The organism is Shimia ponticola, from assembly GCF_007995215.1.
GTDB classification, from domain to species: Bacteria; Pseudomonadota; Alphaproteobacteria; order Rhodobacterales; family Rhodobacteraceae; genus Shimia_B; species Shimia_B ponticola.
The window spans coordinates 1,099,333-1,122,227 of sequence record NZ_VCDK01000003.1 but is presented as its reverse complement, the minus strand read 5'-3'; the positions used below and the strand labels follow the sequence as shown (position 1 = coordinate 1,122,227).

The following is a 22,895-nucleotide window of genomic DNA, read 5'->3' as shown; positions in this document are numbered from 1 at the left end:
CCGCAATGCGGAAACCGCGAACCTTTGGGCGGCGCTAACTTACGCTTTCTGACACTCCAAAGTGACGGCTTTCTGCAGTGCTTTCCCGAGCTCTTTGATCGTGAACGGCTTTGTGAGAATGAGTGCCTGTGCGTCCAACACGTCAGAGACTTCTGCACTGTCCGGTGCAAACCCTGTCATGAACACAGTCCTCAGATTTGGATTCAATCGGGTCAGTTGCGAGACAATGAACGGGCCTCGTTCGCCATCCGCGAGGATAATGTCAGACAGCACGACTTTGATGTCATCTTCTGTCTGCGCCACCTTGAGGGCCGTCTCTTTGTTGTTGGCCAAGAGGGCCCGGTAACCCAACCCGGTTAGCTGTCGCTGCAAGAGCGGTGCCAAGGCTTGGTCATCCTCGATGACCAGAATCTTTTCTCCATTACCGTAGTGGATAGTGTCGTTCTTAAGGGTCGGTGTTTCTGCTTTGGCAATCGCCCTGGGCATATAAAGAACCACTTCCGTTCCTACGCAGGGCGTGGACAAAAGCTCCATTCTGCCGCCGGATTGTCTGACGAAGCCATCGACCATGGACAAACCAAGGCCCGAACCTTTGCCCACAGATTTTGTGGTGAAGAAAGGCGTAACAGCCTGCAGGCGTATGTCTTCGGACATACCCATGCCAGTATCTGATACTTCGATCTTCACGTATGCGTCGCCGCTGCTATCGGGCAGATGCTTGGTCACATTTTGGCAAGCTATGGTGATGGTGCCGGAACCTGTAATGGCGTCGCGCGCATTCAAAACCAGATTGATCAGCGAATCCTTTAACCGAGCCGGATCAGCCTCAATCGGCCAGAGCTGATCATCGGTCTCGACCTCAATCCTGATATCTTGCCCGACCATAAGGTTCATGGTCGGGACAATTTCGTAAAAAAGTTCGTCCAAACGAATGTGGGTCTTGATCAGGGGTTGCTTTCTGGCAAAGGCCAAAAGCCTTTGTGTGAGTTCCCCGCCGCGTTGCGCCGCGCCTATGATGTCTTGAACTAATTTTGCATCATAGGTCTCATTGCTTTGGATGAGCTCCGCAGCGCCCATAATCCCCGCAAGCAGGTTATTAAAGTCATGCGCCACGCCACCGCTCAGATGACCCAACGCTGCCAAGTTCTGAGATTGGCGAAGCCGTGTTTCCGTTTGAACTTGTTCTGATACGTCTTGCACCACTCCGCTAAAGCCTATGGGCTTGTCCTCTTTATCCCGGAGCACAATGGCCGTTTGCTGCATATGGCGGAGGTCGCCATCCGGGCGAACGATGCGATACTCTGACTTGAAATAGTTTGTTTGAGAGTCGGTAAAATCCTCGACGAGTTTCACGCGTTCCAGATCGTCGGGGTGAACGAGCCTGTGAAACTCTTCGATTGTGCCGTTGAATTCGGAAGAGCTGACTCCGAATATCTCATGGGTTTGGTCCGACCAGACCAACCTGTCGTCCGCCTGCATTTCCCATGACCCAATCTTTGCAACCCGAAAGACCTCCTTAAGAAGCTGTTCTTGGATTTCAGGTTCTTGCGGCTGTTGCGACATTATCAGGCTTCGTCCGGCCGAGTCTTCGTTACGCGAACCGGTACTCTCTTGGTATGGGCGACGGACCGGTCACCTTGGGCGACCCACCTGCGTCTAACGGACTGACGTTTCTGCTGTTTGTCAAGGCTCGCGGCGTTGTCAGCGTGCCGCGATTTGCTCTCAGTTCAGATGCTTATAGCATCTGCCTGCGTTGTCGGCACAGCGCATTCAAACAGTTCTCGAAGCCAAAGATGGTACATCCCACCAAGAACGCTGCGGCGCGAACCCGACCATTTCCCGAGCCTTCTTGTTTGAGAAAAACGTTTCGTTCTCAGTCATGTCTCTGCGTGCTCCAACGCCAGCATAAAACCGCTCCTTTACCTGATCCGAGGTCAGGTTCACGGACATGTCGTCATTCGCGACGTTGAACACTTCGTAGCCCAAACCGTCGACCTTCAGGCAGCAGTCAACCATGTGCCCAAGGTCACGTGCATCGATATAAGCAAAGATATTGCGGCGGCGCAGGGCGGGGTTTTCCATGAAGGCCGGGAACATCTCGGCGTATTCATGCGGTTCAATCACATTGTTGATCCGCAGCCCGTAAATGTCCGCGCCCGTGCGCGCCTGAAAGGAGCGCGCCGTCACCTCATTGCAGACCTTGGACATCGCGTAGCTGTCATGCGGGACCGTCGGGTGGGTTTCGTCGACAGGAACAAAGTCGGGCTTCACCTCTCCGTCGGCAAAGCAAATCCCATAGGTCGTCTCCGAACTCGCAAATATGATCTTGGGGATGCCCAGCTTCACAGCGGCCTCTATCACGTTGTAAGTGCTGATGGTGTTTTGCCGAAAACACTCGCCATCCGTGCCGATCATCACGCGCGGGATAGCTGCGAAATGCACGACAGCGTCATAGGTCGGAACCCCGGTGCCTGTGTCCAGTTCGTCAAAATCGACAAACTGGGACATCGCACCAAACAACTGCCCGGCATCACACAGATCGACCAACAGTTCAGGGCAGTCGAGCCCCGATGGTGTACGGTCGATATTCACGACGTGGTGGCCTTGATCTTGCAAATGCCGGATCGCCCATTTGCCGACCTTGCCGCTACCGCCAGTGAAGAAAACGCGCATGGTCAGCTCCTAAATGCGTGCATCGGGCGAAAGGATAGCAGCTTGCGCCAGCAGGGCGAGGCCCCAGATGTGCCGGGGAAAACTGACAAAAAAAAGCCCCCGATCTCTCGGGGGCCTTTCGATCTCTAGGGCATACCGCGCTTAGTTCGGGATATCGCCTTCGATGCCTTCGATATAGAAGTTCAGGCCCGCGAGCGTGCCGTCGTCAGCCACTTCGCCTTCAGCCAGCCAGACGGAACCGTCTTGCTTGTTGATTGGGCCAGTGAACGGGTGGTATTCGCCCGATGCGATGGCAGCCATCATGGCTTGAGCTTCGGCTTGTACGTCTGCTGGGATTTTGTCGGTCATTTCACCCATTTCCACCATGCCGGTGTCCATGCCGTCCCATGTGTCGACGCTTTCCCAGGTGCCTTCCATCACAGCGCGCGTGCGCTCGATGTAGTAAGGGGCCCAGTTGTCGATGATCGACCCGATACGTGGGCCGTCCTTGAACGCCGCCATGTCAGACGCCTGACCAAAGCCTACAACGCCCTCTGCCTCGGCAGCGGCCGCCAGTGGCGCGGTGGAGTCTGTATGCTGCAAGATCACATCTGCACCTTGGTCGATCAGCGCTTTGGCTGCGTCGGCCTCTTTCGCCGGGTCGAACCATGTGAAGACCCAGATGATGTTGAACTCAACATCAGGGTTCACTTTTTGCGCATGCAGGTAGGCCGCGTTGATGCCGCGGATCACTTCTGGGATCGGGAACGACGCGATGTAGCCAACTTTGTTGGTCTTGGTGACCTTACCAGCGATGTGGCCCTGAACAGCGCGGCCTTCGTAGAAACGTGCCGAATAGGTAGATACGTTGTCTGCGCGCTTATAGCCGGTGGCGTGCTCGAACTTCACATCGGGGAATTTGGCCGCGACGTTGATGGTCGGGTCCATGTAGCCGAACGAGGTCGTAAAGATCAGGTCAGCACCGCCCAGCGCCATCTGTGTCATCACGCGTTCTGCGTCCGCGCCTTCAGGCACGTTTTCGACATAGGTGGTCTCGACCGCATCGCCGAACTCTTCTTCGACAGCCAGGAGGCCCTGATGGTGTTCGTAGGTCCAGCCGCCGTCACCAATTGGTCCGACATAGACAAAGCCGACCTTGGTCTTTTCATGGCCGTCGGCCAGTGCCGCCGTGCCAGCAATCGCGACGGCAGCTGCCGCGATAAGTGATTTCAGGTTCATAAAGTTCCCCATTGGATTGGCCTCATCGCGAGGCATGAAAGGTTTGGCCCAAAGCAGCCGGAGCGCCCAACGCGCGTGCCCGTCCGGCCGAGATCAGAACCAGCACCAGAATGGTGATGAGGTATGGACTCATCGACAAGTACTCGACAGGTATCGCAACGCCTGCGGCCTGTAAATTCAGCTGTAAGACAGTGATACCGCCAAAAAGATAGGCACCCACCATCACCCGCCCTGCGCGCCATGCACCAAACACCACCAGCGCGAGCGCGATCCAACCCGCACCTGCCGTCATGCCATCGACCCATTGTGGCACACGCACCATCGAAATGTAGGCACCGCCAACCCCGGCGCAGGCCCCGCCAAAGGCAATTGCGCCCATGCGGATCAGGTTGACCTTATATCCCAGAGCGTGCGCCGCTTCTGCGTTCTCACCCACCGAACGCAGGATCAGACCCGCGCGCGTAAACTTCAAAAAGGCCCATACGCCGATCACAAGCGTGATCGAGAGATACACGATCCAGTCGTGACCAAAGAGGATCGGACCAACAACTGGCAGATCACCAAGGCCAAGAAGGTTCATTTTCTCGGTCAGCGGCGGTTTCACACCCTGATAGCCTTGGCCCATCATCGAACTTAGTCCCAGACCAAACAGCGTCAGCGCAAGGCCCGTCGCCACTTGGTTCGACAGAAAATACAGGACCAGAACAGCAAAAATCAGAGACAGAAGCGCGCCCCCGATAGCTGCGCACAGAAAGCCAATGAGCGGCGATCCGGTCTCAACCGAAATCGCAAGGCCTGCAATGGCCCCGGTGATCATCATCCCCTCGACGCCCAGATTCAGGACGCCAGCCTTTTCCACCACCAGTTCTCCGATCGCGGCCAGCAGGATCGGCGTGGCCGCCACCATTAGGGCGGCGATCAGTAGAACGGGGTTGATTGCAGATAGGTCCACGGTTCATTCCCAATCAAATAGGTCGCGACGGTCACAGCACTGACCGCAGCCACCACGCGACGCACGGCAAGATGCGCGCGTGACATGGCTTCGCCGGGGCCAAGCACAAAGCACACCAGTTCAGTTGATGCCAAAATGGGCCCGACTCCGATCAGGAAGACGGGCAACCACAGGATCAGCAGAACAGGGGCCAAAGGCGTGGCATCCAAAACCCAAGTCAGCGCGCCCGCATAAAGGGCCGCCAACAGGGTCAGACGCCATGAATGGCTTTTGGCAAAGTCGCGTAGGGAAATCTGCATCGTGTTCTCCTTGCGGAAAAACACTAGGCTGCATCGCCCTTGCGACAAGCGGGCCACGGTCATGCGGCCTCCTTCTGACCGAACTCGATCCTGTAGTCAGACATCAGGTTCAGCGCCAAAAGAAAGAAGAGAAGCATCCCCTGAAAGGCCTGAATGGCGCTCGCAGGAAGACCGATCATGAGCTGGGCCAATTCGCCCCCGATAAAGGTCAGCCCCATCAACAGGCCTGCCAATAAAATGCCAATCGGGTTCAGACGGCCAAGGAACGCCACGATGATCGCGGTGAAGCCATAGCCCTGATTAAAGCTGTCGGTGATCTGGCCCGATGGCCCTGTCACTTCAAACAGTCCCGCCAACCCGGCCAGCCCGCCTGAAATGGCCAGACACAAGACGACCATGCGGTTTGGGTTCACACCTGAAAATGCCGCCGCCCGCGGCGCGACGCCCATCAGTTTGATGTCAAAGCCCACGCGGTGGCGCGTCATCAGGATAAAGGCCACAAGCACGGCGATGATCGCCGCGACTACACCCCAGTGTGCGCCGGTCCCGGCAATCAATTCAGGGTTCGACGATGATGACCACTGGGCAAGGTTCCGAGACCCCGGAAAGCCCTGACCATCAGGGTTGCGCAGCGCGCCAAAGGCCATCTTGGCCAGAAACTGTTCGGCCACGTAGACCAACAACAGCGAGACCAGAATTTCGTTCGTGTTGAACTTGGTCTTCAGCAGCGCTGGGATCATCGCCCAGAGGATGCCGCCGATGCCGCCAAAAAGAACCATCAGCGGAAAGACCAACCAGCGCGCCTCTGAGGGATATAAAGCAAGCCCCACGGCCGCGCCGCAGATCGCGCCCATGATGTATTGGCCTTCTGCCCCGATGTTCCAAATGCCTGCCCGGAACCCGATGCTCAGACCGATGGCAATCAAGATTAACGGCCCAGCTTTCACCAACAGTTGCGGGCGCGAATAGCTGGCGAATTGCTCGGAAAACAGCGGGTCCCAGAAAATCAGCCGGATCGCCTCAAACGGGTCTTTGCCCAGTGCCGCAAACATGAACCCGCCAACAATCATCGTCAGCAAAACGGCAAGGATCGGCGTTGCCCATGCCCATGCTTGGCTGGGGTTGCGGCGCTTTACGATACGGATCATGCCGCCTCTCCTGCGCTACCGCCCAGCATCAGGCCAATCTCATCCATGCTCAGCCCCCACATGGGCCGTGTCTCGCTTAGCTCTCCGCCGTTGAGCGCAGCAAAGGTCGTTGCAATCTCTCGCAACTCGTCCAAATCCTGACTGATCACGACCAGCGCGACGCCGTCGTCAGCCAGCGTCATCAATTCCTGCCTGATCCGAGCCGCGGCAGCGGCGTCGACGCCCCAAGTCGGCTGATTGATGACCAAAGCTTTGGGACGCTGCATCATTTCGCGGCCCATCACGAATTTCTGCAGGTTGCCACCTGACAGCGCCTGCGCGGCAACGTCTTCGGACGGGGTGCGGACATCGAACTCTTGAATGACGCGTTTGGCATAATCACGCGCCTTGCCCCATTTGATGAAGCCCCGGTGGCTCAACCCTTCACGCACATCCGCCGTCAAAAACGCGTTGTCGACCAGCGACAAGGTGGGCGCAGCCGCATGGCCAAGCCGTTCCTCCGGGGCGACACATAGGCCTGCGGCACGGCGCGCACGCGGGGCCAGATCACCGATTTTTTTGCCATCAAGGGTAACCGCACCAGCGCGAACCCGGACTTCTCCGGACAGCGCCGACAGCAGCTCATCCTGACCGTTGCCCGCCACGCCACCGATCCCAAGGATTTCACCTGCACCAACCGTCAGCGACACGTCCTTCAATTCGGTCGCAAAGGGCGAAGAGCGCGGCAGCGACAGGTTCGTCACCGCAAGAACCGCATCCCCGGCCGCGGTTTCTCCCGCACGCTTGGGGGTGGCAAAGGTTTGGCCCACCATCATTTCGGCCATGCCGCGCGCGGATTCCTTGCGCGGATCGCAGGTTGCGACAACCTTGCCGCCCCGCAAGATGGTCGCTGCCTCACACAGGGCGCGGATTTCTTCGAGCTTGTGAGAAATATAGAGGATCGCCGTGCCTTCCTCTGAGAGGGTGCGCAGCGTTTTGAACAGCACGTCCACCTCTTGCGGCGTCAAAACGCTGGTCGGCTCGTCCATGATCAAGAGCCGAGGGTTTTGCAAAAGGCATCGAATGATCTCGACCCTCTGGCGTTCACCGGCTGACAGGGTCCCCACTGTGCGGTCCGGGTTCAGCGGCAATCCGTAGGTCTCCGAGACCTCCTTGATCTGCCGTGACAGCTCCCGCGTTTTGGGCGGTGTCTCCATACCCAGCGCGATATTTTCGGCAACAGTCAGCGCGTCAAACAGCGAAAAGTGCTGGAAAACCATGGCGATACCCGCCGCCCGTGCGGCACGCGGGTCAGCGGGGGCATAGGACGCGCCTTCCCAGATCATTTGCCCGCTGTCAGGCTTCACCAGCCCGTACATCATCTTCACAAGTGTCGATTTGCCTGCGCCGTTTTCACCAAGCAGCGCATGGATTTCCCCGGGTTTGATCTCAAGATCGACCTGGTCATTGGCGACAACACCTGGGTAAGCCTTTGTCACGCTGTCGATTTTCAGCAAAGCGTCCAAGCGCCTGTCCCCGAGTCGTTTTTATCCCAACGCCGACACTAGCCGCGCGGCAACGCCAATCGCAATGGCTTGTGGGTGTTTGCCAAGGGCCGGATCGCCTATTGGACAGGCAATGCGTGATATTTCAGCGTCGGCATGACCCATTTTGCCCAAGCGGGATCGGAACCGGGCCCACTTTGTCTGCGATCCAATCAATCCGCAGGTCAGGAACCCTTGGCGCAGCAAGGCGTCGCATAGCGCCAAGTCGATATCATGCGAATAGGTCAGGATCAGATGATGTGCCGCGAAGGGCAGGTGTTTGACTGCCGCCACCATGTCCCGCGCCACAAGTGGCTGAACCCCGGACGGCAAGGGATCAGGAAGCCGTTCCGGCGCATCGTCGATCAGCGTCACAGGCAGGCCGTCGAGCGGGGCCAAGGTCGTTGCAATGGCACGCCCGACATGCCCCGCACCCCAGATGAAAACCGGGCTGTGATGAGGCATCGCCGCGTCTGCATTGGCCACAAATTCCAGCGTCACCACCCCGCCGCAGCACTGGCCCATATCAGGCCCAAGCGCCAAAACCTGCCTGTCCTGTTTCGCGCCGGTCTTCAGCATGGTGCGGGCATGTGCCATCGCCTGCCATTCCAGATTGCCGCCGCCAATGGTGCCTTCGATGTGGTCCGCAAACACCTTCATCGTAGCGCCGGCTTCGCGCGGAACCGATCCGCGCGTCTCGGCCACGCTCACCCTGATCCAAGATGTCATTGCGCCAGCCGGTCCGCCGTCATCATCAGTCTTTCAGGCGTCGCGGGAGCATCGAGCGCCGGATACTCGGCACCACAGTCCGACAAGGCATGTGACAGTGCTAGAAAGACCGAAGTGCCATGCATGAACGGCGGTTCCCCGACGGCCTTGGATCGATAAATCGTCTCTGAGGCGTTCACATTGTCAAATAGATGCACGTTGAAGACCTCTGGCCGATCCGCAACGGCGGGGATTTTGTAGGTCGACGGCGCATGTGTCCGCAAACGGCCAGCATCGTCCCAGACAAGTTCCTCCATCGTCAGCCAGCCCGCGCCTTGCACAAAGCCACCCTCGATCTGGCCGATATCCAGCGCCGGGTTCAGGCTGCTGCCCGCGTCATGCAGGATATCTGTCCGCAGGATGCGGTTTTCCCCGCTGAGCGTGTCGACAACAACCTCTGACACCGCCGCACCGTAGGCAAAATAGTAAAACGGTCGTCCCTGACCTTTGATCCGGTCCCAAGCAACCTCCGGCGTTTTGTAGAACCCGGTGGACGACAAGCTCACGCGGCCTTCATAGCAAAGCTGCGCGGCGTGGCCGAATGGGATGGACTCGGCTCCAACCTGCACTTGTCCATCGGCAAAAACGATCTTCTGGGGCGTTGTTTGATAAAGTTCAGCCAGATGCTCGGCCATGCGGTCGCGGATCGTGTCGCAGGCGACCTTTACCGCCATCCCGTTGAGGTCCGATCCAGAGGACGCGGCAGTCGCCGACGTGTTTGGCACCTTGCCAGTATCCGTCGCCGTGATCTTGACCGCGCCCACGTCTATGCCAAAGCGATCCGCTGCGACCTGCGCGACCTTCTGGAACAGGCCTTGGCCCATCTCGGTCCCGCCATGGTTCATGTGGATTGAGCCGTCAGAGTAGACATGCACCAACGCGCCCGCCTGATTGAGATGCGTCAGGGTAAAGCTGATCCCGAACTTCACAGGCGTCAGGGCAATGCCTTTCTTCAGGATCGGGTTGGACGCGTTCCATTCAGCAACGGATGCGCGCCGCGCTGCATAATCCGACTGCTCGACCAGCTGGTCTACCAATTCGGCGATGACACTATCGGTGACCTCCATCCCATAAGGCGTGACCCCAACCTTCATCTTTCCAGAAATACTCCCCCCGGAGGGATAAAAATTCCTGCGCCGCACCTCCAAAGGGTCCAGCGCCAGATGGTGCGCGATGTGGTCCATCACACGCTCAATCCCGACAAGACCCTGTGGCCCACCAAAACCCCGAAAGGCCGTCGCACTCTGTGTATTGGTCTTGAGCCGGTGCGACGTAATCCGCGCCGCTGGTAGGTCATAGGCATTGTCCGCGTGCAGCATCGCGCGGTCGGCCACCGGCAGCGACAGGTCCTGTGCCCAGCCACAGCGGACGAGGTGGGTGAAATCCACGCCTGTCAGGCGGCCATTGTCGTCAAAGCCCACGTCATAGGAGATGCGGAAATCATGGCGTTTGCCTGTGATGACCATGTCGTCATCGCGGTCATAGCGCATCTTGCAGGGCTTGCCGGTCATCTGGGCGGCAATCGCGCAGGCCCCGGCCAACGCATTGCCTTGGCTTTCCTTGCCGCCAAAGCCCCCGCCCATCCGCCGCACTTCGACGCGGACGGCATGAAACGGCACACCCAGCCCCTCCGCCACCTTGTGCTGAATCTCGGTCGGGTGCTGGGTCGAGGCGTGCACGACCATGTCGCCGTTGTCCTGCGGCAACGCGAGCGCCGCCTGACCTTCCAGATAGAAATGCTCCTGCCCGCCCAACTCCAGCGTGCCTTGCAGGCGGTGCGGGGCGATTTCCAGAGCGGTCTCGATGTCGCCTTTTGCGTAAACGCGCGGTCCGTCCTCGAACCGGCTATTGGCAGCCAGCGCGTCGTCCACTGTCAGGATCGGTGTGTCTTGCTCGTATTCCACCTTGGCCAGACGCGCCGCTTTGCGCGCTGCGAGATGGCTTGTGGCAATGACGCAGAATATCGGTTGGCCAACATAGTGGATGGCCCCGTCGCTCAGCAGCGGTTCATCATGGATTGATGGTGATACATCGTTCGCGGCGGGCAGAGCTTCCGCAGTGAATACCCGGACAACTCCTTCTGCCGCGCGGACGTCTGTCAAATCGAGCGACGTGATGCGTCCTTTGGCAATTGAAGACAGGCCAAAGGCCAGATGCAGGGTACCTTTGGGGGTCGGCACGTCATCGGTGTAGCGGGCCATGCCCGTCACATGCAGTTTGGCGGCGTCATGGGGCAGGGGTTTGGCAACACTCATGCGCGCACCTCCAGCACATCAACAAGGCCTTCATGGAATGCCCGCCAGAGCATGTTTTGTGCGGCTTTCAAACGGTACTCTGCGCTGGCGCGCATGTCGGACAGCGGGGTGAAGTCTTCTGCGAATGCCGGGATTGCGGCCTTAATCGTGGCTTCGCTCCACAGCTGCCCGGTCAGCGCGGCTTCTACGGCTGCCGCACGCTTCGGGGTGCCAGCCATGCCGCCAAATGCGATCCGGGCTGACGCAACAAGGCCGTTCTCGATTACGAGGTTGAAAGCACCGCAAACGGCAGAGATGTCCTGATCGACGCGTTTGGAAAGCTTGAAGACGTGAAGTGTGTCAGGTTGTTTCGGTATTGTGACGGCCTCGACGAACTCGCCCGGTGCGCGGTCCTGTTTGCCGTAGTCGATGAAGAACTCTTCGAGCGGCAATATACGCCGCGCATTGCCCTTGCGCAGGTGCAGTGTGGCCCCCAGTGCGATCAGAGGCGGTGGGCTGTCTCCGATGGGGGATCCGTTTGCGATGTTGCCGCCGATGGTGGCGGCGTTTCGCACCTGTGTGGAGCCATATCGATCAAAGAGCGGTTTCAGCGCTGCAAAATGCGGGCTCAGGGCGTCTGATGCACGGGTGATCGAAACGCCCGCGCCAAGGGTGATTTCGCTCTCTGTCTCGGTCACTTGTTGCAAGTCGGCACATTGGTTCAGAAACGCGACAGGCCCGAGGTCAGTGAAGTGTTTGGTGACCCACAGGCCCACATCTGTGGCCCCCGCGATCAGGGTCCCATCCGGGTGCGCCTCGCACCACTCGGCCAAAGCATCGCTTGTTTTGGGTGCCGCAAATGGGGGCTTTGCCCCCGCCGGAGGCGCTGCCTCCTCCCCCCCAGAGTTTTTGGGGAAAGATGAAGGAGGGGTGTCGCGCATGTGATCGGGGACGGGCGCGGATTCTGCAGCCTTGGCGGCGCGGATGATGGGCGCGTAGCCGGTGCAGCGGCAGAGGTTTCCGGCGAGTGTCGTGTCATGATCCGAAGAGCCGTTCAGGTGATCTGTCGCCATTGAGACGATGAAGCCCGGTGTGCAGAAACCGCATTGCGAGCCGTGCAGGTCAATCATGGTTTGTTGCACGGGGTGCAGCGTGCCGTCTGGCGCGGCGATGCCTTCGACCGTGCGGACGGCTTTGCCCTGCAGTTGCGGCAGGAAAAGGATGCAGGCGTTCAGGGATTTCGCACCGCCGTCATCCGTGACCATGACCGTGCAGGCCCCGCAATCGCCTTCGTTGCAGCCTTCTTTGGTGCCGGTCAGGCCACGCTCTTCGCGCAGCCAATCCAGCAGGGTCGTTGTCGGATGTGGGTCGTGCAGTGTGACGTCTTCGCCGTTTAGGCGGAAGGTGATGTCCATATGCTCTATAAGCCGCGATACCATGTGGCAGGGCAACGGGGCCGATGCGGCGTAGACCCTCGTGCTGACCTGCATGACAGCGCGCGCAGGACAAAAATGCAAGAGGGTCGCGCGCCTTGATCAGATCGACGCTGCGAGCCTGCCCAATTGATCAGCAGTTGTGCCCCAACCGTCGTGAAAGCCCATGGCTTCATGCGCTTCTTTCCCGGCGGCGTCGGCGTGCAGCGCGGTGGCCGTGTAGCGCGTGCCACCATCCGTCAAAGCCTCAAGTGTCATGATCGCTGTGAAGTGGAACGCGCCCTCGTCCGGCGGGTCGTTCGGCGCAAAGCCAGGGCCAAGGGCCGAGGTCCAGACCATGCGACGCTGATCTTCTGCCACCAGCACGCAGCCTGCGCCGCCGTCCATTTCGCCCATCTCGGGGACATGCATGACAACGTGGAACGTGCCGCCCGGCGTCGGGTCGATGACGGCCTTCGTGCACGTCACCGGCTCCGGCGCGAACCACTGCGCCAGAAGATCAGCCTCGGTCATGCAACGCCAGACCGAAGCAGGGCCTGCGTCAAACTCTCGTGTCAGCGTCAGTGCGTGGGTCATGCATTTGCGCCCGCGGCCGCGGCGACAAGCGCATCGAAGGCCGCTGTACATCCCATCTTGTAGCCCTCAAGCATTTCGGGACCCGCAAAGCTGGTCAGCGCGATCTCAAGCGTCAGCCGCGTACCACCGTCTGCATCCTCAAAGGTTGCACAGGTGAAGGAGGCAGCCAGCGGCGCGCCTTCGACTTCAAGCGTTTCGGCATAGGCAACCGCATCAGGCGTGACCGTTGTCCAATCGGTGTGAACCACGGTGTCGGGTTCGTTTTCCGCAGTCACAAGCGCGGTCTCTCGCACGCCGGGGGCGGTTTGAGCCGGGTGTGTCACCGTGGTGGTGAAGTCCTCACCCGGCGAATTCCAGATCTGGCGCGCGTCGCTGTCTGTATAAAGCTCAAAAACGCGTGCAGGTGGGGCCGCGATGACGCGGGTGAAGGTCAGACTATCCGTTTCCATGAAATGGGTCCTTTCTATTTGATCTTAGGGCGCGCCCTGACAGCCCGCCAAGTGATTTCAGGCGCTGTCAGGTCGTGTCGCGCTTGTTTTCGATTTGCAGGGCAAGCCGTTCGAGGCGGTCCAGGCGTCCCTCCCACAGCTTGCGCTGTTTGTTCAGCCAATCCTCTGCGGCGGCCAGCGGTGCGGCTTCGATATGGACCGTGCGCACGCGTCCCTTTTTCTCGCTTCTGACAAGCCCTGCCGCCTCAAGCTTGCTGAGGTGTTTCATGAAGGTCGGTAGCGCCATGTCATGAGGCGCGTGAAGCTCCGACACAGGTGCTGAGCCTTCGGTCAGGCGTTCAATAACCGCCCGGCGCGTCGGATCAGCAAGTGCCGCGAAAAAGGTGTCGAGTTGGTTAGTCATGTGGCTAAGTAATGATAATGCGAGACTTGAGTCAATATAGTTTTCCCATCGGCTAAGTATTCTGGCGGTTGGACCCCGCAGAACCACCAGATAGGGTGCCACCATGGCGACCCGATTCATACATCTCCGACTGCATTCTGAGTATTCGCTGCTTGAGGGCGCGATGCGGATGAAGAAATTGCCCGGCATGATTGCCGGTCTTGGCATGCCTGCGGTGGCGTTGACGGATACCAACAACATGTTCGCGGCGCTGGAATTCTCGGAAGGAGCATCCAAGGCCGGGGTGCAGCCGATCATCGGCTGTCAGGTGGATGTGGCCTATGATCCCGCGCAGCCGGGCGAGAAACCACGTGATCCTGCGCCTCTCGTTCTGTTGGCGCAAAGCGAGGCCGGGTATGAATGCCTGATGCGGCTGAACACCTGTCTGTATGTCGACAAAGGCGGGCAGCTGCCGCAGGTGACTGTGGATGAACTGGCCGCGAATGCAGACGATGTGATCTGTCTGACCGGTGGACCGGATGGTGCCTTGGGCAAGCTGCTACAGGCCGGTCAGCGGCCGAAGGCAGAAGCGTTCCTGGATCGGCTGGCGTCGATTTATGGTGACAGGTTGTATGTCGAATTGCAGCGGCATCCGGGTGAAAGCGGTCAGCCGGAAGCCGAGCGCCTTACCGAGCGTCCGACGGTCGAGATGGCCTATGCCAAGGGGTTGCCTTTGGTTGCCACGAATGACGTCTATTTCCCTAAGCCGGACATGTATGAGGCACACGATGCGCTGATCTGCATCGCGGAAGGGGCCTATGTTGATCAGCAAGAACCCCGACGGAAGTTGACGGCGCAGCACTACCTGAAAACGCCCGAAGAAATGGCGACGCTCTTTGCCGACATTCCGGAGGCGATTGAAAACACCGTCGAGATCGCGCAGCGTTGCGCGTTCAAGGCTTACAAGCGCGACCCGATCCTACCCAAGTTTGCCGACGATGAGGTCGCGGAACTGCGCCGCCAATCGAACGAAGGGCTGCAAGCCCGGTTGGCGGTGATCCCACATGCGGTGAGCGTCGAGGAATACCAGAAACGGCTCGATTTCGAGTTGGACATCATCGAGGGGATGGGCTTCCCCGGTTACTTCCTGATCGTTGCGGACTTTATTGCGTGGACAAAAGAGCAGGGCATTCCGGTGGGGCCGGGCCGGGGGTCTGGTGCAGGGTCGTTAGTGGCCTATGCGTTGACGATCACCGACCTTGATCCGCTGCGCTACGGCCTTCTTTTTGAACGCTTCCTGAACCCGGAACGGGTGTCGATGCCGGACTTTGACATCGACTTCTGCATGGACCGGCGCGAGGAAGTCATCCGATACGTGCAAGAGAAATATGGCCGCGACAAGGTTGGGCAGATCATCACCTTTGGTGCGCTTTTGTCGAAGGCCGCCGTGCGAGACGTCGGACGGGTGTTGCAGATGCCCTATGGGCAGGTGGATCGTCTGTCCAAGATGATCCCGGTTGAGGGTGTGAAACCCGTCAGCATCGAAAAGGCGCTGGCCGATGAGCCGCGTCTACGGGAAGAGGCCAAAAACGAAGAGGTCGTCGACCGTTTGCTAACCTATGGCCAACAGGTCGAGGGGCTGCTGCGGAACGCGTCCACCCACGCAGCGGGTGTTGTGATCGGGGACCGTCCGCTTGATGCGCTTGTGCCGCTCTATCAGGACCCTCGGTCCGACATGCCGGCGACACAGTTCAACATGAAATGGGTCGAACAGGCGGGGCTGGTGAAGTTCGACTTTCTGGGTCTGAAGACGCTGACGGTTATCGAAAACGCGATGAAGCTGATCCTGAAATCCGGGCGCGACATACACATCGCGGCGGATGGGACGGAACTATATCAGCCAGAACCCGGCACGGTTAACCAGATCAACGCGATCCCGCTGGATGATGAGGCGAGCTACAAGCTCTATTCCGCAGGCAAAACTGTTGCCGTGTTCCAGGTGGAATCCAGCGGCATGATTGATGCGCTCAAGCGCATGAAGCCGACCTGTATTGAGGACATCGTGGCACTTGTGGCGCTGTATCGGCCCGGCCCGATGGAGAACATTCCGAAGTATTGTGAGGTTAAGAACGGACTCAGCGAACGCGACCTGCTGCACCCATCGGTCGATCACATTCTGGACGAGACGCAGGGCATCATTGTCTATCAGGAACAGGTGATGGAAATTGCCCGTCAAATGGCGGGGTATTCTCTTGGCGGTGCTGACCTTTTGCGCCGCGCGATGGGTAAGAAAATCCAAGAGGCGATGGACGCCGAAAAGCCGAAGTTCCTGAAAGGGGCGGCTGAAAACGGCGTCGATGAGAAAACGGCCAAGGAAACGTGGGACCTTCTGGATAAGTTCGCGAACTATGGTTTCAACAAATCCCACGCAGCGGCCTATGCAGTTGTCAGCTACCAAACGGCGTGGCTGAAAGCGAACCATCCGGTCGAATTCATGGCGGGGGTCATGAACTGCGATCTGCACCTGACCGACAAGCTTGCGATCTACTTCCAAGAGGCGAAGAAGGGGCTGAGCCTGCCCTATATTCCGCCTTGCGTGAATCGCTCCGAGGCCACGTTTGACGTGCATGATGGCAAGCTGGTCTATGCGCTTGGTGCGCTGAAGAACGTCGGTGTCGAAGCCATGAGGCTTGTGGTGGGCGGGCGTGGGGACAAGCCCTTTGTCAACTTGTTCGACTTTGCCCGCCGCGTTGACCTGAAGCGGGTTGGCAAGCGCCCGCTTGAGATGCTGGCGCGCGCAGGTGCGTTCGACGAACTGGACCGCAATCGACGGCGGGTTTTCAACAGCCTTGATGCACTTGTGGCGTATTCTGCGGCAATACACGAACAACGCGCGTCAAATCAGGTTTCGCTCTTTGGCGAAGCCGGCGATGACCTGCCAGAGCCACGTTTGGCACCGGTTGAGGATTGGCTACCTGCAGAACGCCTTTCAGAAGAGTTCGCGGCTGTGGGCTTCTACCTGTCTGGCCATCCGCTCGATGATTACATGGCCCCGCTCAAACGGGCGGCTGGTGCCGGCGTGCCATTCCACACCCTGGAGTCGCTGGAACGCGATATCCAAGGTCGTGAGGCGATGATTGCAAAGCTGGCAGGTGTCGTGACCGGGCGGCAAGAACGGAAATCGGCGCGGGGCAACAGGTTTGCCTTTGTGCAGCTGTCCGATCCAAGCGGGGCCTATGAGGTCACCGTGTTCTCAGAGGCGCTGGAAAAAGGGCGCGAATATCTTGAGACCGGATCGAAGGTTGTGTTCACGGTCGAGGCCAATCTTGAATCTGACCAACTGAAATTGCTCGGTCGCTCGGTCGCGCCAATTGATGGGGCTGTGGCACAAGGCGGTGCTACGGGGCTGCGCATCTATGTCGACGATATCGGTGCCGTGCCGTCGGTGGCGACCGTTCTGGCCGACCTTGGCGACAAGGCAAAAGGCGCGGCGAAAGGACCGATCCAGTTTTGCTTGATGGGCGAAGGTTTGCCGGGTGAGGTCGAGATCGAGGCTGGTGATGGCTTCCCCGTTTCCCCTCAGATCAAATCCGCGTTAAAGAGCCTGACCGGGGTTCTACAGGTGGAAGAGCTTTGATCCGATCAAGTGTCCTTTTCGTGGCTGTCGTCGTGCTGGCGGGGTGTCTGCGCCCGAACGCCGGCATTGAACGCGTGTCCGAGACGACAATCGACCCTGATGCGGTCCCCACGGTCGAAGCAATGGCCGTCCCACAGACCGAAGACGCGGGGCTCTTGAGTGACCTTCTGGCACAGGCGCGGCCCGAACAATCGGAGGAAGGCAGTTCTGAGGCCGAGACGACAGAACCGGCCAACGCTGGGGAAACCGAGGCGGAGGAACGATCCGGCCGCCGCGGTCTTGCGCGGCTTTTGCCCTTTGGTCGCTCCGCCGTTGATCCGGAAAAGGCAGAGGCCGTCACCGAGCCAGATGGCGAAGCAAATACGGTCGCGATTGCAGAGGCCGAAGACGGTGTCGAGACTGAGGAAGAAACGGTCGAGACAGCACAGGCGGATGCGCCAGAGGCCAGCGTCGATACGGACGCAGCACAACTGGTCGCCGAAGCCAAGGCCGTCGACAGAACGCGCGGGCTCTTTGCGCGGCTGCGTGGCGGTGCCGCCGACAAAGTCGACGCAGAGCCTGAAGTGACGCAAGTGGCGGCAGTCGCAACCGCCAGCCTGATTGCGCCCAAGGCGGTAAAAGAGGCCCCGGCAGAAACCCGCGTGGCTGCACGTCGAACCACATTGCTTGGCGCGTTGCGGCGCGGCGGTGGCCCAAGCGAACCGGGACCGGGTCAGGACACGGTCGCCTTTGGCACCAAGCTGCCTTACGGCGCTTTGGCCACGATCTGTGGTGTCAAACCCGCGCTGATGGGAGAGCAAGTGGCCTCTTATCCCGAACGCAGCCCGCGCTACCGGATCTATGACAGCGCGCCGGGCACCTTGTCCCTGCGCACGCATTACATCACCGGTTTTAAGGATGGATGTGCCCGCCAATTCACAGCGGCGCTGGCCCTGTTCGGCGCGCCGGGCGGTCACGAAGCAACGCGCTACCAGCGTTCGCACAAGCATATCGAAATGACCCGGACGGATCGTGAATACGAAGCGCTGCGCGCGCGGTTATGTCAGGCCCCGGTCGGATCGACCTGCGCTGAGCGCCGGTTCAACCGCTTTGAAAAATCGACGGTCTTCGTGTCCGTCTATGAACGCTTTGGAACCAATCCGCGCTGGGCGGATCTCTTGATCCACGACGGGCGCGTCGTGGCCAAGGACCTCAAGGGCGACTGAGGCGGTTGGGGGCTCTGCCCCCGGCGCTTGCGCGCCTCCCCCGAAGTTTTTTAAGCAAGAAGATTGGCCTAGTAATGCGGCGGGCGTTCGTCACCGACGATTTCGGCCCCTTCTCCTTCGCGGCTGGCTTCGCGTTCCATAAGGAATGCAACGCGGGCCTGAAGGATGCGAATATCCTTGTCCTGACGAGCCACAATGTCCGACAGGTCATCGACCGTTTTTTCAAGATGCGCGAGTTTTTCTTCGAGGGCGTTCATGCTGCCGGGCTACCACAATGGTGGACCACTTGGCCATGTGGTCTTGTTGCATCGCGCGGCCCTTGTTAGAGCCGCGCTGCACAAGGAGACCAGCCATGGCGAAAGTCAAGAAACAGCCGCGGCCCAAGGCGATCACGCCCAAGGGATTCCGCGATTACTTTGGCGCCGAAGTGACCGAGCGCGCCGACATGCTGAAGACGATTGCCGAGGTGTATCATCTCTATGGGTTCGAGGCGCTTGAGACGTCCGCTATCGAAACGGTTGAGGCGCTGGGGAAATTCCTGCCGGATGTGGACCGTCCGAATGAGGGCGTCTTTGCCTGGCAGGAGGATGACACCGGAACAGGCGCGGGCGACGGCGATTGGGTCGCGCTGCGCTATGACATGACGGCGCCACTGGCGCGGGTTTACGCGCAACATCGCAATGACCTGCCGACGCCGTACCGTCGCTACGCGATGGGGCCTGTCTGGCGCAATGAAAAGCCCGGACCGGGGCGGTTCCGGCAGTTTTATCAATGCGATGCAGATACTGTTGGGACGGCGTCGATGGGCGCCGATGCCGAGATTTGCGCAATGCTGTCGGACACGTTGGAGCGTGTGGGTATCCCGCGAGGCGATTACATCGTGCGTGTAAACAACCGCAAGGTTTTGAACGGCGTGATGGAGGTTGCGGGCCTCGGCGGTGACGACAAGGATGCCGAGCGCGGGATCGTGCTGCGAGCGATTGATAAGCTGGATCGGCTAGGTGTTGACGGTGTGCGTGCGTTGCTCGGAGCAGGGCGCGAAGATGAGAGCGGTGATTTCACCAAAGGCGCTGGTTTGAGTGATGACCAAGCTGCCGTGGTGTTGGGCTTCATGGAGGCCAAGCGCGCGACGGGCGCTGAGACAACCGCGCGGTTGCGCGAGTTGGTTGGTGCATCGGTCATCGGCGGGCAAGGCGTGAGCGAGCTTGAGCAGATTGCTGAGCTGCTGGATGCTGGTGGTTACTCTGCGGATCGGATCGAGATTGATCCGTCTGTCGTGCGCGGGCTGGGGTATTACACCGGGCCTGTCTATGAGGCCGAGCTGACCTTTGAAGTGCAGGACGAAAAAGGGCGTCCGCGCCAATTTGGGTCTGTGTCCGGAGGTGGGCGCTATGACGATCTGGTGAAGCGGTTTACTGGGCAAGAAGTGCCTGCGACGGGTGTGTCGATTGGTGTGGACCGGCTGCTGGCTGCGCTGCGCGCCAAGGGGCGGATCGGGGGCGAGGCGGCGGGGCCTGTGGTCGTGACCGTCATGGATCGGGACCGGATGGCCGACTATCAGGCGATGGTCGCGGAACTGCGCAACAACGGTATCCGGGCCGAGGTTTATCTGGGGAACCCCAAGAACTTCGGCAATCAAATGAAATATGCCGACCGGCGCCGGTCGCCCATCGCGATCATCGAAGGCGGGGATGAGAAAGAGCGTGGGGTCATTCAGATCAAGGACCTGATCCTTGGGGCGGAACTGGCCAAGGATGCGAGCCTCGAGGAATGGCAGGCGCGGCCCAGTCAGGTCGAGTGTCCCCGCCGGGACCTCGTGGCGCGGGTGCGGCAGATGCTGAGCGATCAGAATGGCTGATCTTGCGGGCCTGACGGCAGAGTTGCTGGCGCGGTTCGAGGCGCTGGGAGCCGCGCGGATCGAGGCGGGCATTTTGCAGCCTGCTGAGACGCTGCTGGATCTTTATGGCGAAGACATCCGCGCGCGGGCCTATGTGACCCAAGACCCGCTGCGGGGCGAACAGATGTTGCGCCCTGATTTCACCGTACCAGTCGTTCAGATGCACATGGCCGAGAGCGCAGAACCCGCGCGCTATACCTATGCGGGCCCCGTGTTTCGGCGGCAGGAACAGGATGCGGACCGGGCCAACGAATATCCGCAAGTGGGGTACGAGGTCTTTGATCGCGGCGCGCCCGAGTTGGTCGAAGCCGAGATTTTTGCCGCGTTTTATCAAGCGCTTGAAGGGTTGCCTGTGACGCCAGTCATGGGCGATATCGCCATCCTGGCTGCGGCCGTGGACGGGTTAGAGACCATCCCCGCGCGCAAAGCGGCCTTAAAGCGGCATATGTGGCGGCCTGCGCGGTTCCGGGACCTGCTGGATCGTTATACTGCTGCCCCACAAGCGCGGGATGAAGTTGAGGGTGGCCCAGAGATCGGGCTGCGGACGGCGGCTGAAGTAGAAAGCCGCGCAGCGCGTTTGCGGGCCGAGGCTGCGGTGCCGCCTTTGCCAGAGGCGGCGGCGGATCGGCTGGAGGCGGTTTTGGATGTATCCGGGCCTGCGCGGGACGCCTTGGCCGCATTGAAGGGTTTGATGGCAGATCTGCCCGGCATTGCGCTTGACGTGGCGCGGTTGGAAGCCCGGATCGAGGCGATGGCGGTGGCCGGCGTGGATGTCGATCAGGTGCAGTTTGAGGGAAGCTACGGGCGCACCTCGATGGAATATTACGACGGTTTTGTCTTTGGGTTTCAGGCGGATGGTGTGGACCAGCCGGTTGCGACCGGCGGGCGGTACGATGCGCTGACGCAGGCGTTGGGGGCGGGGCGTGATGTGCCCGCGGTCGGCGGTGTGCTGCGGCCTGACCTGATGCTGGCGCTCATGGAGGCAGGCCGATGATCAAGCTGGGCGTGCCTTCCAAAGGGCGGCTGATGAGCGATACGTTCGACTGGTTCGGGCAGCGTGGGATCACGCTGAGCAAAGGCGGGTCGGTTCGCGAATATCTTGGCCGGGTCGAGGGTATCGACGGGTTGGAGATGGTGATGTTGAGCGCGGGAGAGATTCCGCGCGAGTTGTCTGCCGGGCGGATTCATCTGGGCGTCACGGGCACCGATTTGGTTCGTGAAAAGCTGGCGGCTTGGGACCAACAGGTTGATGTTGTTGCGGAAATGGGGTTCGGCCATGCCGATCTGATCCTTGCCGTTCCTGCCTTTTGGACGGACGTCGTGACGCCGCATGATCTGGATGAGGTGGCTGCAGAGTTTCGGGCGCGGCACGGGTTTCGGATGCGGATTGCAACCAAATATCACCGGCTGGTTCGGCAGTTTCTGGCGGAGCGTGGCGTCGCGGATTACCAGTTGGTCGACAGTCAGGGCGCGACGGAAGGCACGATCAAGAACGAGACCGCCGAGGTTGTGGCCGACATTACCAGCACGGGCGAGACGCTGCGCGCGAACCATTTGAGGGTGCTAGAGGATGCTTTGATTTTGGCGTCGCAGGCGACCGTGTTCCGGTCAAAATCGGCCCCGATGGGAGCCGGTGATCAGGCGGTCATGGACGAGGTTCTGACCCGTTTGGCGTGAGCCGCAATTCATTTGCGATCGATGACTACGTAGATTGCGCACATGAGGCGGGCCAAGGCGCGCCTCATGTGCAGGTGTCTTAACTGTCCGACTGTGTGAATTTGTCGAGGATGTTGATCGATTGATCGCCCTCGCTTGTGAATGCGGCGACGGCAAAGAGCACAACGACCACACCCATCACGATCCGAATATCCAGCATGTTTTCCCTTCCTGTTTTTTGTCAGGCGCAGGTAGGGTGCGATGGTCACAGGGCCAGCGCATAGTTTGCCGCAGGGCGTAAACGCGCCCTTGGCCGCTTCGGCCAATTCAGATTCAGGGCCTGCGGCGCGAGTATTTTTGAAACATAGAAGGTGTGGCGGTGCGCTTCAGATCACGCCGATCTCGGACAGGGCGATTTCGAGTTTGGGGGGCAGTGTTTCGGTCCGGTCTGCGGCGGCCCCTGTCAGATCCTGTGGCGCGTCCTCTGGTTTGAGGTAACGCCAACCTTGGAAGGGGCGCTTGGCGGCGGTTGTCGTGCGGACGAGTTTTGGGTCTAGTACGATGGCGCAGCGGGTGATGCCATCGGCGCTGAGATATTCGTCTAGGCGCAGGATTTTCTGACGGCACATGATCGCGCCTTTGATCACCCAGTAGAGGGAGCCGCCGTTCAGCAATTCGGCCTCGCGTTTGGGCCACATGCGGGTGACGTGGCGTGGATTGCCATCCGGGGCCTGCGCACGCTTGGTGGCCTGCCATTCGGCCAGACCTGCCACATTTTCGGTGCCGACACTGAGTTTGATCAGGTTGATGTGTTTCGTCATGATCCGGCCCCCAAGATGTTGTGC

General features: G+C 59.8%; 20 protein-coding genes. 5 read left to right on the top strand and 15 right to left on the bottom strand.

Annotated features, from left to right (window positions below; all coding sequences use genetic code 11):
* Positions 1 to 39 precede the first annotated feature (39 nt).
* From FE702_RS08865 to FE702_RS08805, 13 genes are all read right to left on the bottom strand, one after another.
* A complete protein-coding gene (locus FE702_RS08865; protein WP_147125884.1) occupies positions 40 to 1,563 on the bottom strand; it encodes a PAS domain-containing hybrid sensor histidine kinase/response regulator in 1,524 nt (507 codons plus the stop codon).
* A 207-nt stretch (positions 1,564 to 1,770) separates the two neighbouring features.
* Entirely contained in the window at positions 1,771 to 2,673 is a 903-nt protein-coding gene (locus tag FE702_RS08860) for an NAD-dependent epimerase/dehydratase family protein (protein WP_147125883.1), read from the bottom strand.
* Positions 2,674 to 2,814: 141 nt separating this feature from the next.
* Positions 2,815 to 3,891, bottom strand: coding sequence for a BMP family ABC transporter substrate-binding protein (locus FE702_RS08855; RefSeq protein WP_147125882.1), 1,077 nt, complete (start codon positions 3,889 to 3,891; stop codon positions 2,815 to 2,817).
* Between the two features lie 22 nt (positions 3,892 to 3,913).
* On the bottom strand, positions 3,914 to 4,843 hold the full coding sequence (locus FE702_RS08850) for an ABC transporter permease (protein WP_147125881.1): 930 nt from the start codon (positions 4,841 to 4,843) through the stop codon (positions 3,914 to 3,916).
* Positions 4,810 to 5,142 (bottom strand): hypothetical protein, encoded by a 333-nt coding sequence (locus FE702_RS08845; RefSeq protein WP_147125880.1) that lies wholly within the window; start codon positions 5,140 to 5,142, stop codon positions 4,810 to 4,812. Before FE702_RS08845 ends, FE702_RS08850 begins: the two co-directional genes overlap by 34 nt.
* Positions 5,143 to 5,201: 59 nt before the next feature.
* Entirely contained in the window at positions 5,202 to 6,290 is a 1,089-nt protein-coding gene (locus FE702_RS08840; protein WP_147125879.1) for an ABC transporter permease, read from the bottom strand.
* The gene (locus FE702_RS08835; protein WP_147125878.1) at positions 6,287 to 7,795 is read right to left on the bottom strand and encodes an ABC transporter ATP-binding protein; all 1,509 of its coding nucleotides are present in this window, start codon (positions 7,793 to 7,795) and stop codon (positions 6,287 to 6,289) included. Before FE702_RS08835 ends, FE702_RS08840 begins: the two co-directional genes overlap by 4 nt.
* Positions 7,796 to 7,816: 21 nt before the next feature.
* Entirely contained in the window at positions 7,817 to 8,542 is a 726-nt protein-coding gene (gene xdhC / locus FE702_RS08830) for a xanthine dehydrogenase accessory protein XdhC (protein ID WP_147125877.1), read from the bottom strand.
* The gene (xdhB, locus tag FE702_RS08825) at positions 8,539 to 10,836 is read right to left on the bottom strand and encodes a xanthine dehydrogenase molybdopterin binding subunit (protein WP_147125876.1); all 2,298 of its coding nucleotides are present in this window, start codon (positions 10,834 to 10,836) and stop codon (positions 8,539 to 8,541) included. Before xdhB ends, xdhC begins: the two co-directional genes overlap by 4 nt.
* Positions 10,833 to 12,230, bottom strand: coding sequence for a xanthine dehydrogenase small subunit (gene xdhA / locus FE702_RS08820; RefSeq protein WP_147125875.1), 1,398 nt, complete (start codon positions 12,228 to 12,230; stop codon positions 10,833 to 10,835). The genes xdhB and xdhA overlap by 4 nt, the downstream gene beginning before the upstream one ends.
* 120 nt (positions 12,231 to 12,350) lie before the next feature.
* Positions 12,351 to 12,824 (bottom strand): SRPBCC domain-containing protein, encoded by a 474-nt coding sequence (locus tag FE702_RS08815; protein WP_147125874.1) that lies wholly within the window; start codon positions 12,822 to 12,824, stop codon positions 12,351 to 12,353.
* On the bottom strand, positions 12,821 to 13,273 hold the full coding sequence (locus FE702_RS08810; RefSeq protein ID WP_147125873.1) for an SRPBCC family protein: 453 nt from the start codon (positions 13,271 to 13,273) through the stop codon (positions 12,821 to 12,823). The genes FE702_RS08815 and FE702_RS08810 overlap by 4 nt, the downstream gene beginning before the upstream one ends.
* A gap of 67 nt (positions 13,274 to 13,340) precedes the next feature.
* The gene (locus tag FE702_RS08805) at positions 13,341 to 13,676 is read right to left on the bottom strand and encodes an ArsR/SmtB family transcription factor (protein WP_147125872.1); all 336 of its coding nucleotides are present in this window, start codon (positions 13,674 to 13,676) and stop codon (positions 13,341 to 13,343) included.
* Positions 13,677 to 13,779: 103 nt separating this feature from the next.
* Between FE702_RS08805 and dnaE the strand changes: the two genes are divergently transcribed.
* Positions 13,780 to 17,292, top strand: a complete 3,513-nt coding sequence (gene dnaE, locus FE702_RS08800; protein ID WP_147125871.1) for a DNA polymerase III subunit alpha — start codon at positions 13,780 to 13,782, stop codon at positions 17,290 to 17,292.
* Positions 17,289 to 18,497 carry a hypothetical protein gene (locus FE702_RS08795; RefSeq protein ID WP_147125870.1) on the top strand — a complete coding sequence of 403 codons (1,209 nt, stop codon included), beginning with the start codon at positions 17,289 to 17,291 and terminating at the stop codon, positions 18,495 to 18,497. The genes dnaE and FE702_RS08795 overlap by 4 nt, the downstream gene beginning before the upstream one ends.
* 68 nt (positions 18,498 to 18,565) lie before the next feature.
* Here FE702_RS08795 and FE702_RS08790 read toward each other — a convergent pair whose 3' ends face one another.
* The gene (locus FE702_RS08790; protein ID WP_147125869.1) at positions 18,566 to 18,754 is read right to left on the bottom strand and encodes a SlyX family protein; all 189 of its coding nucleotides are present in this window, start codon (positions 18,752 to 18,754) and stop codon (positions 18,566 to 18,568) included.
* 95 nt (positions 18,755 to 18,849) lie between these two features.
* On the opposite strand from FE702_RS08790, the gene hisS reads away from it, so the two are divergent.
* The 3 genes from hisS to hisG are packed head-to-tail and all read left to right on the top strand — an operon-like array spanning position 18,850 to position 22,071.
* Entirely contained in the window at positions 18,850 to 20,355 is a 1,506-nt protein-coding gene (gene hisS, locus FE702_RS08785; RefSeq protein WP_147125868.1) for a histidine--tRNA ligase, read from the top strand.
* Positions 20,348 to 21,388 carry an ATP phosphoribosyltransferase regulatory subunit gene (locus FE702_RS08780; RefSeq protein ID WP_147125867.1) on the top strand — a complete coding sequence of 347 codons (1,041 nt, stop codon included), beginning with the start codon at positions 20,348 to 20,350 and terminating at the stop codon, positions 21,386 to 21,388. Before hisS ends, FE702_RS08780 begins: the two co-directional genes overlap by 8 nt.
* A complete protein-coding gene (hisG, locus tag FE702_RS08775) occupies positions 21,385 to 22,071 on the top strand; it encodes an ATP phosphoribosyltransferase (RefSeq protein WP_147125866.1) in 687 nt (228 codons plus the stop codon). Before FE702_RS08780 ends, hisG begins: the two co-directional genes overlap by 4 nt.
* A 365-nt stretch (positions 22,072 to 22,436) precedes the next feature.
* Here the strand turns inward: hisG and FE702_RS08770 are convergent, their stop codons facing one another.
* Entirely contained in the window at positions 22,437 to 22,871 is a 435-nt protein-coding gene (locus tag FE702_RS08770; RefSeq protein WP_147125865.1) for a DUF1489 family protein, read from the bottom strand.
* Between the last annotated feature and the right edge of the window lie 24 nt (positions 22,872 to 22,895).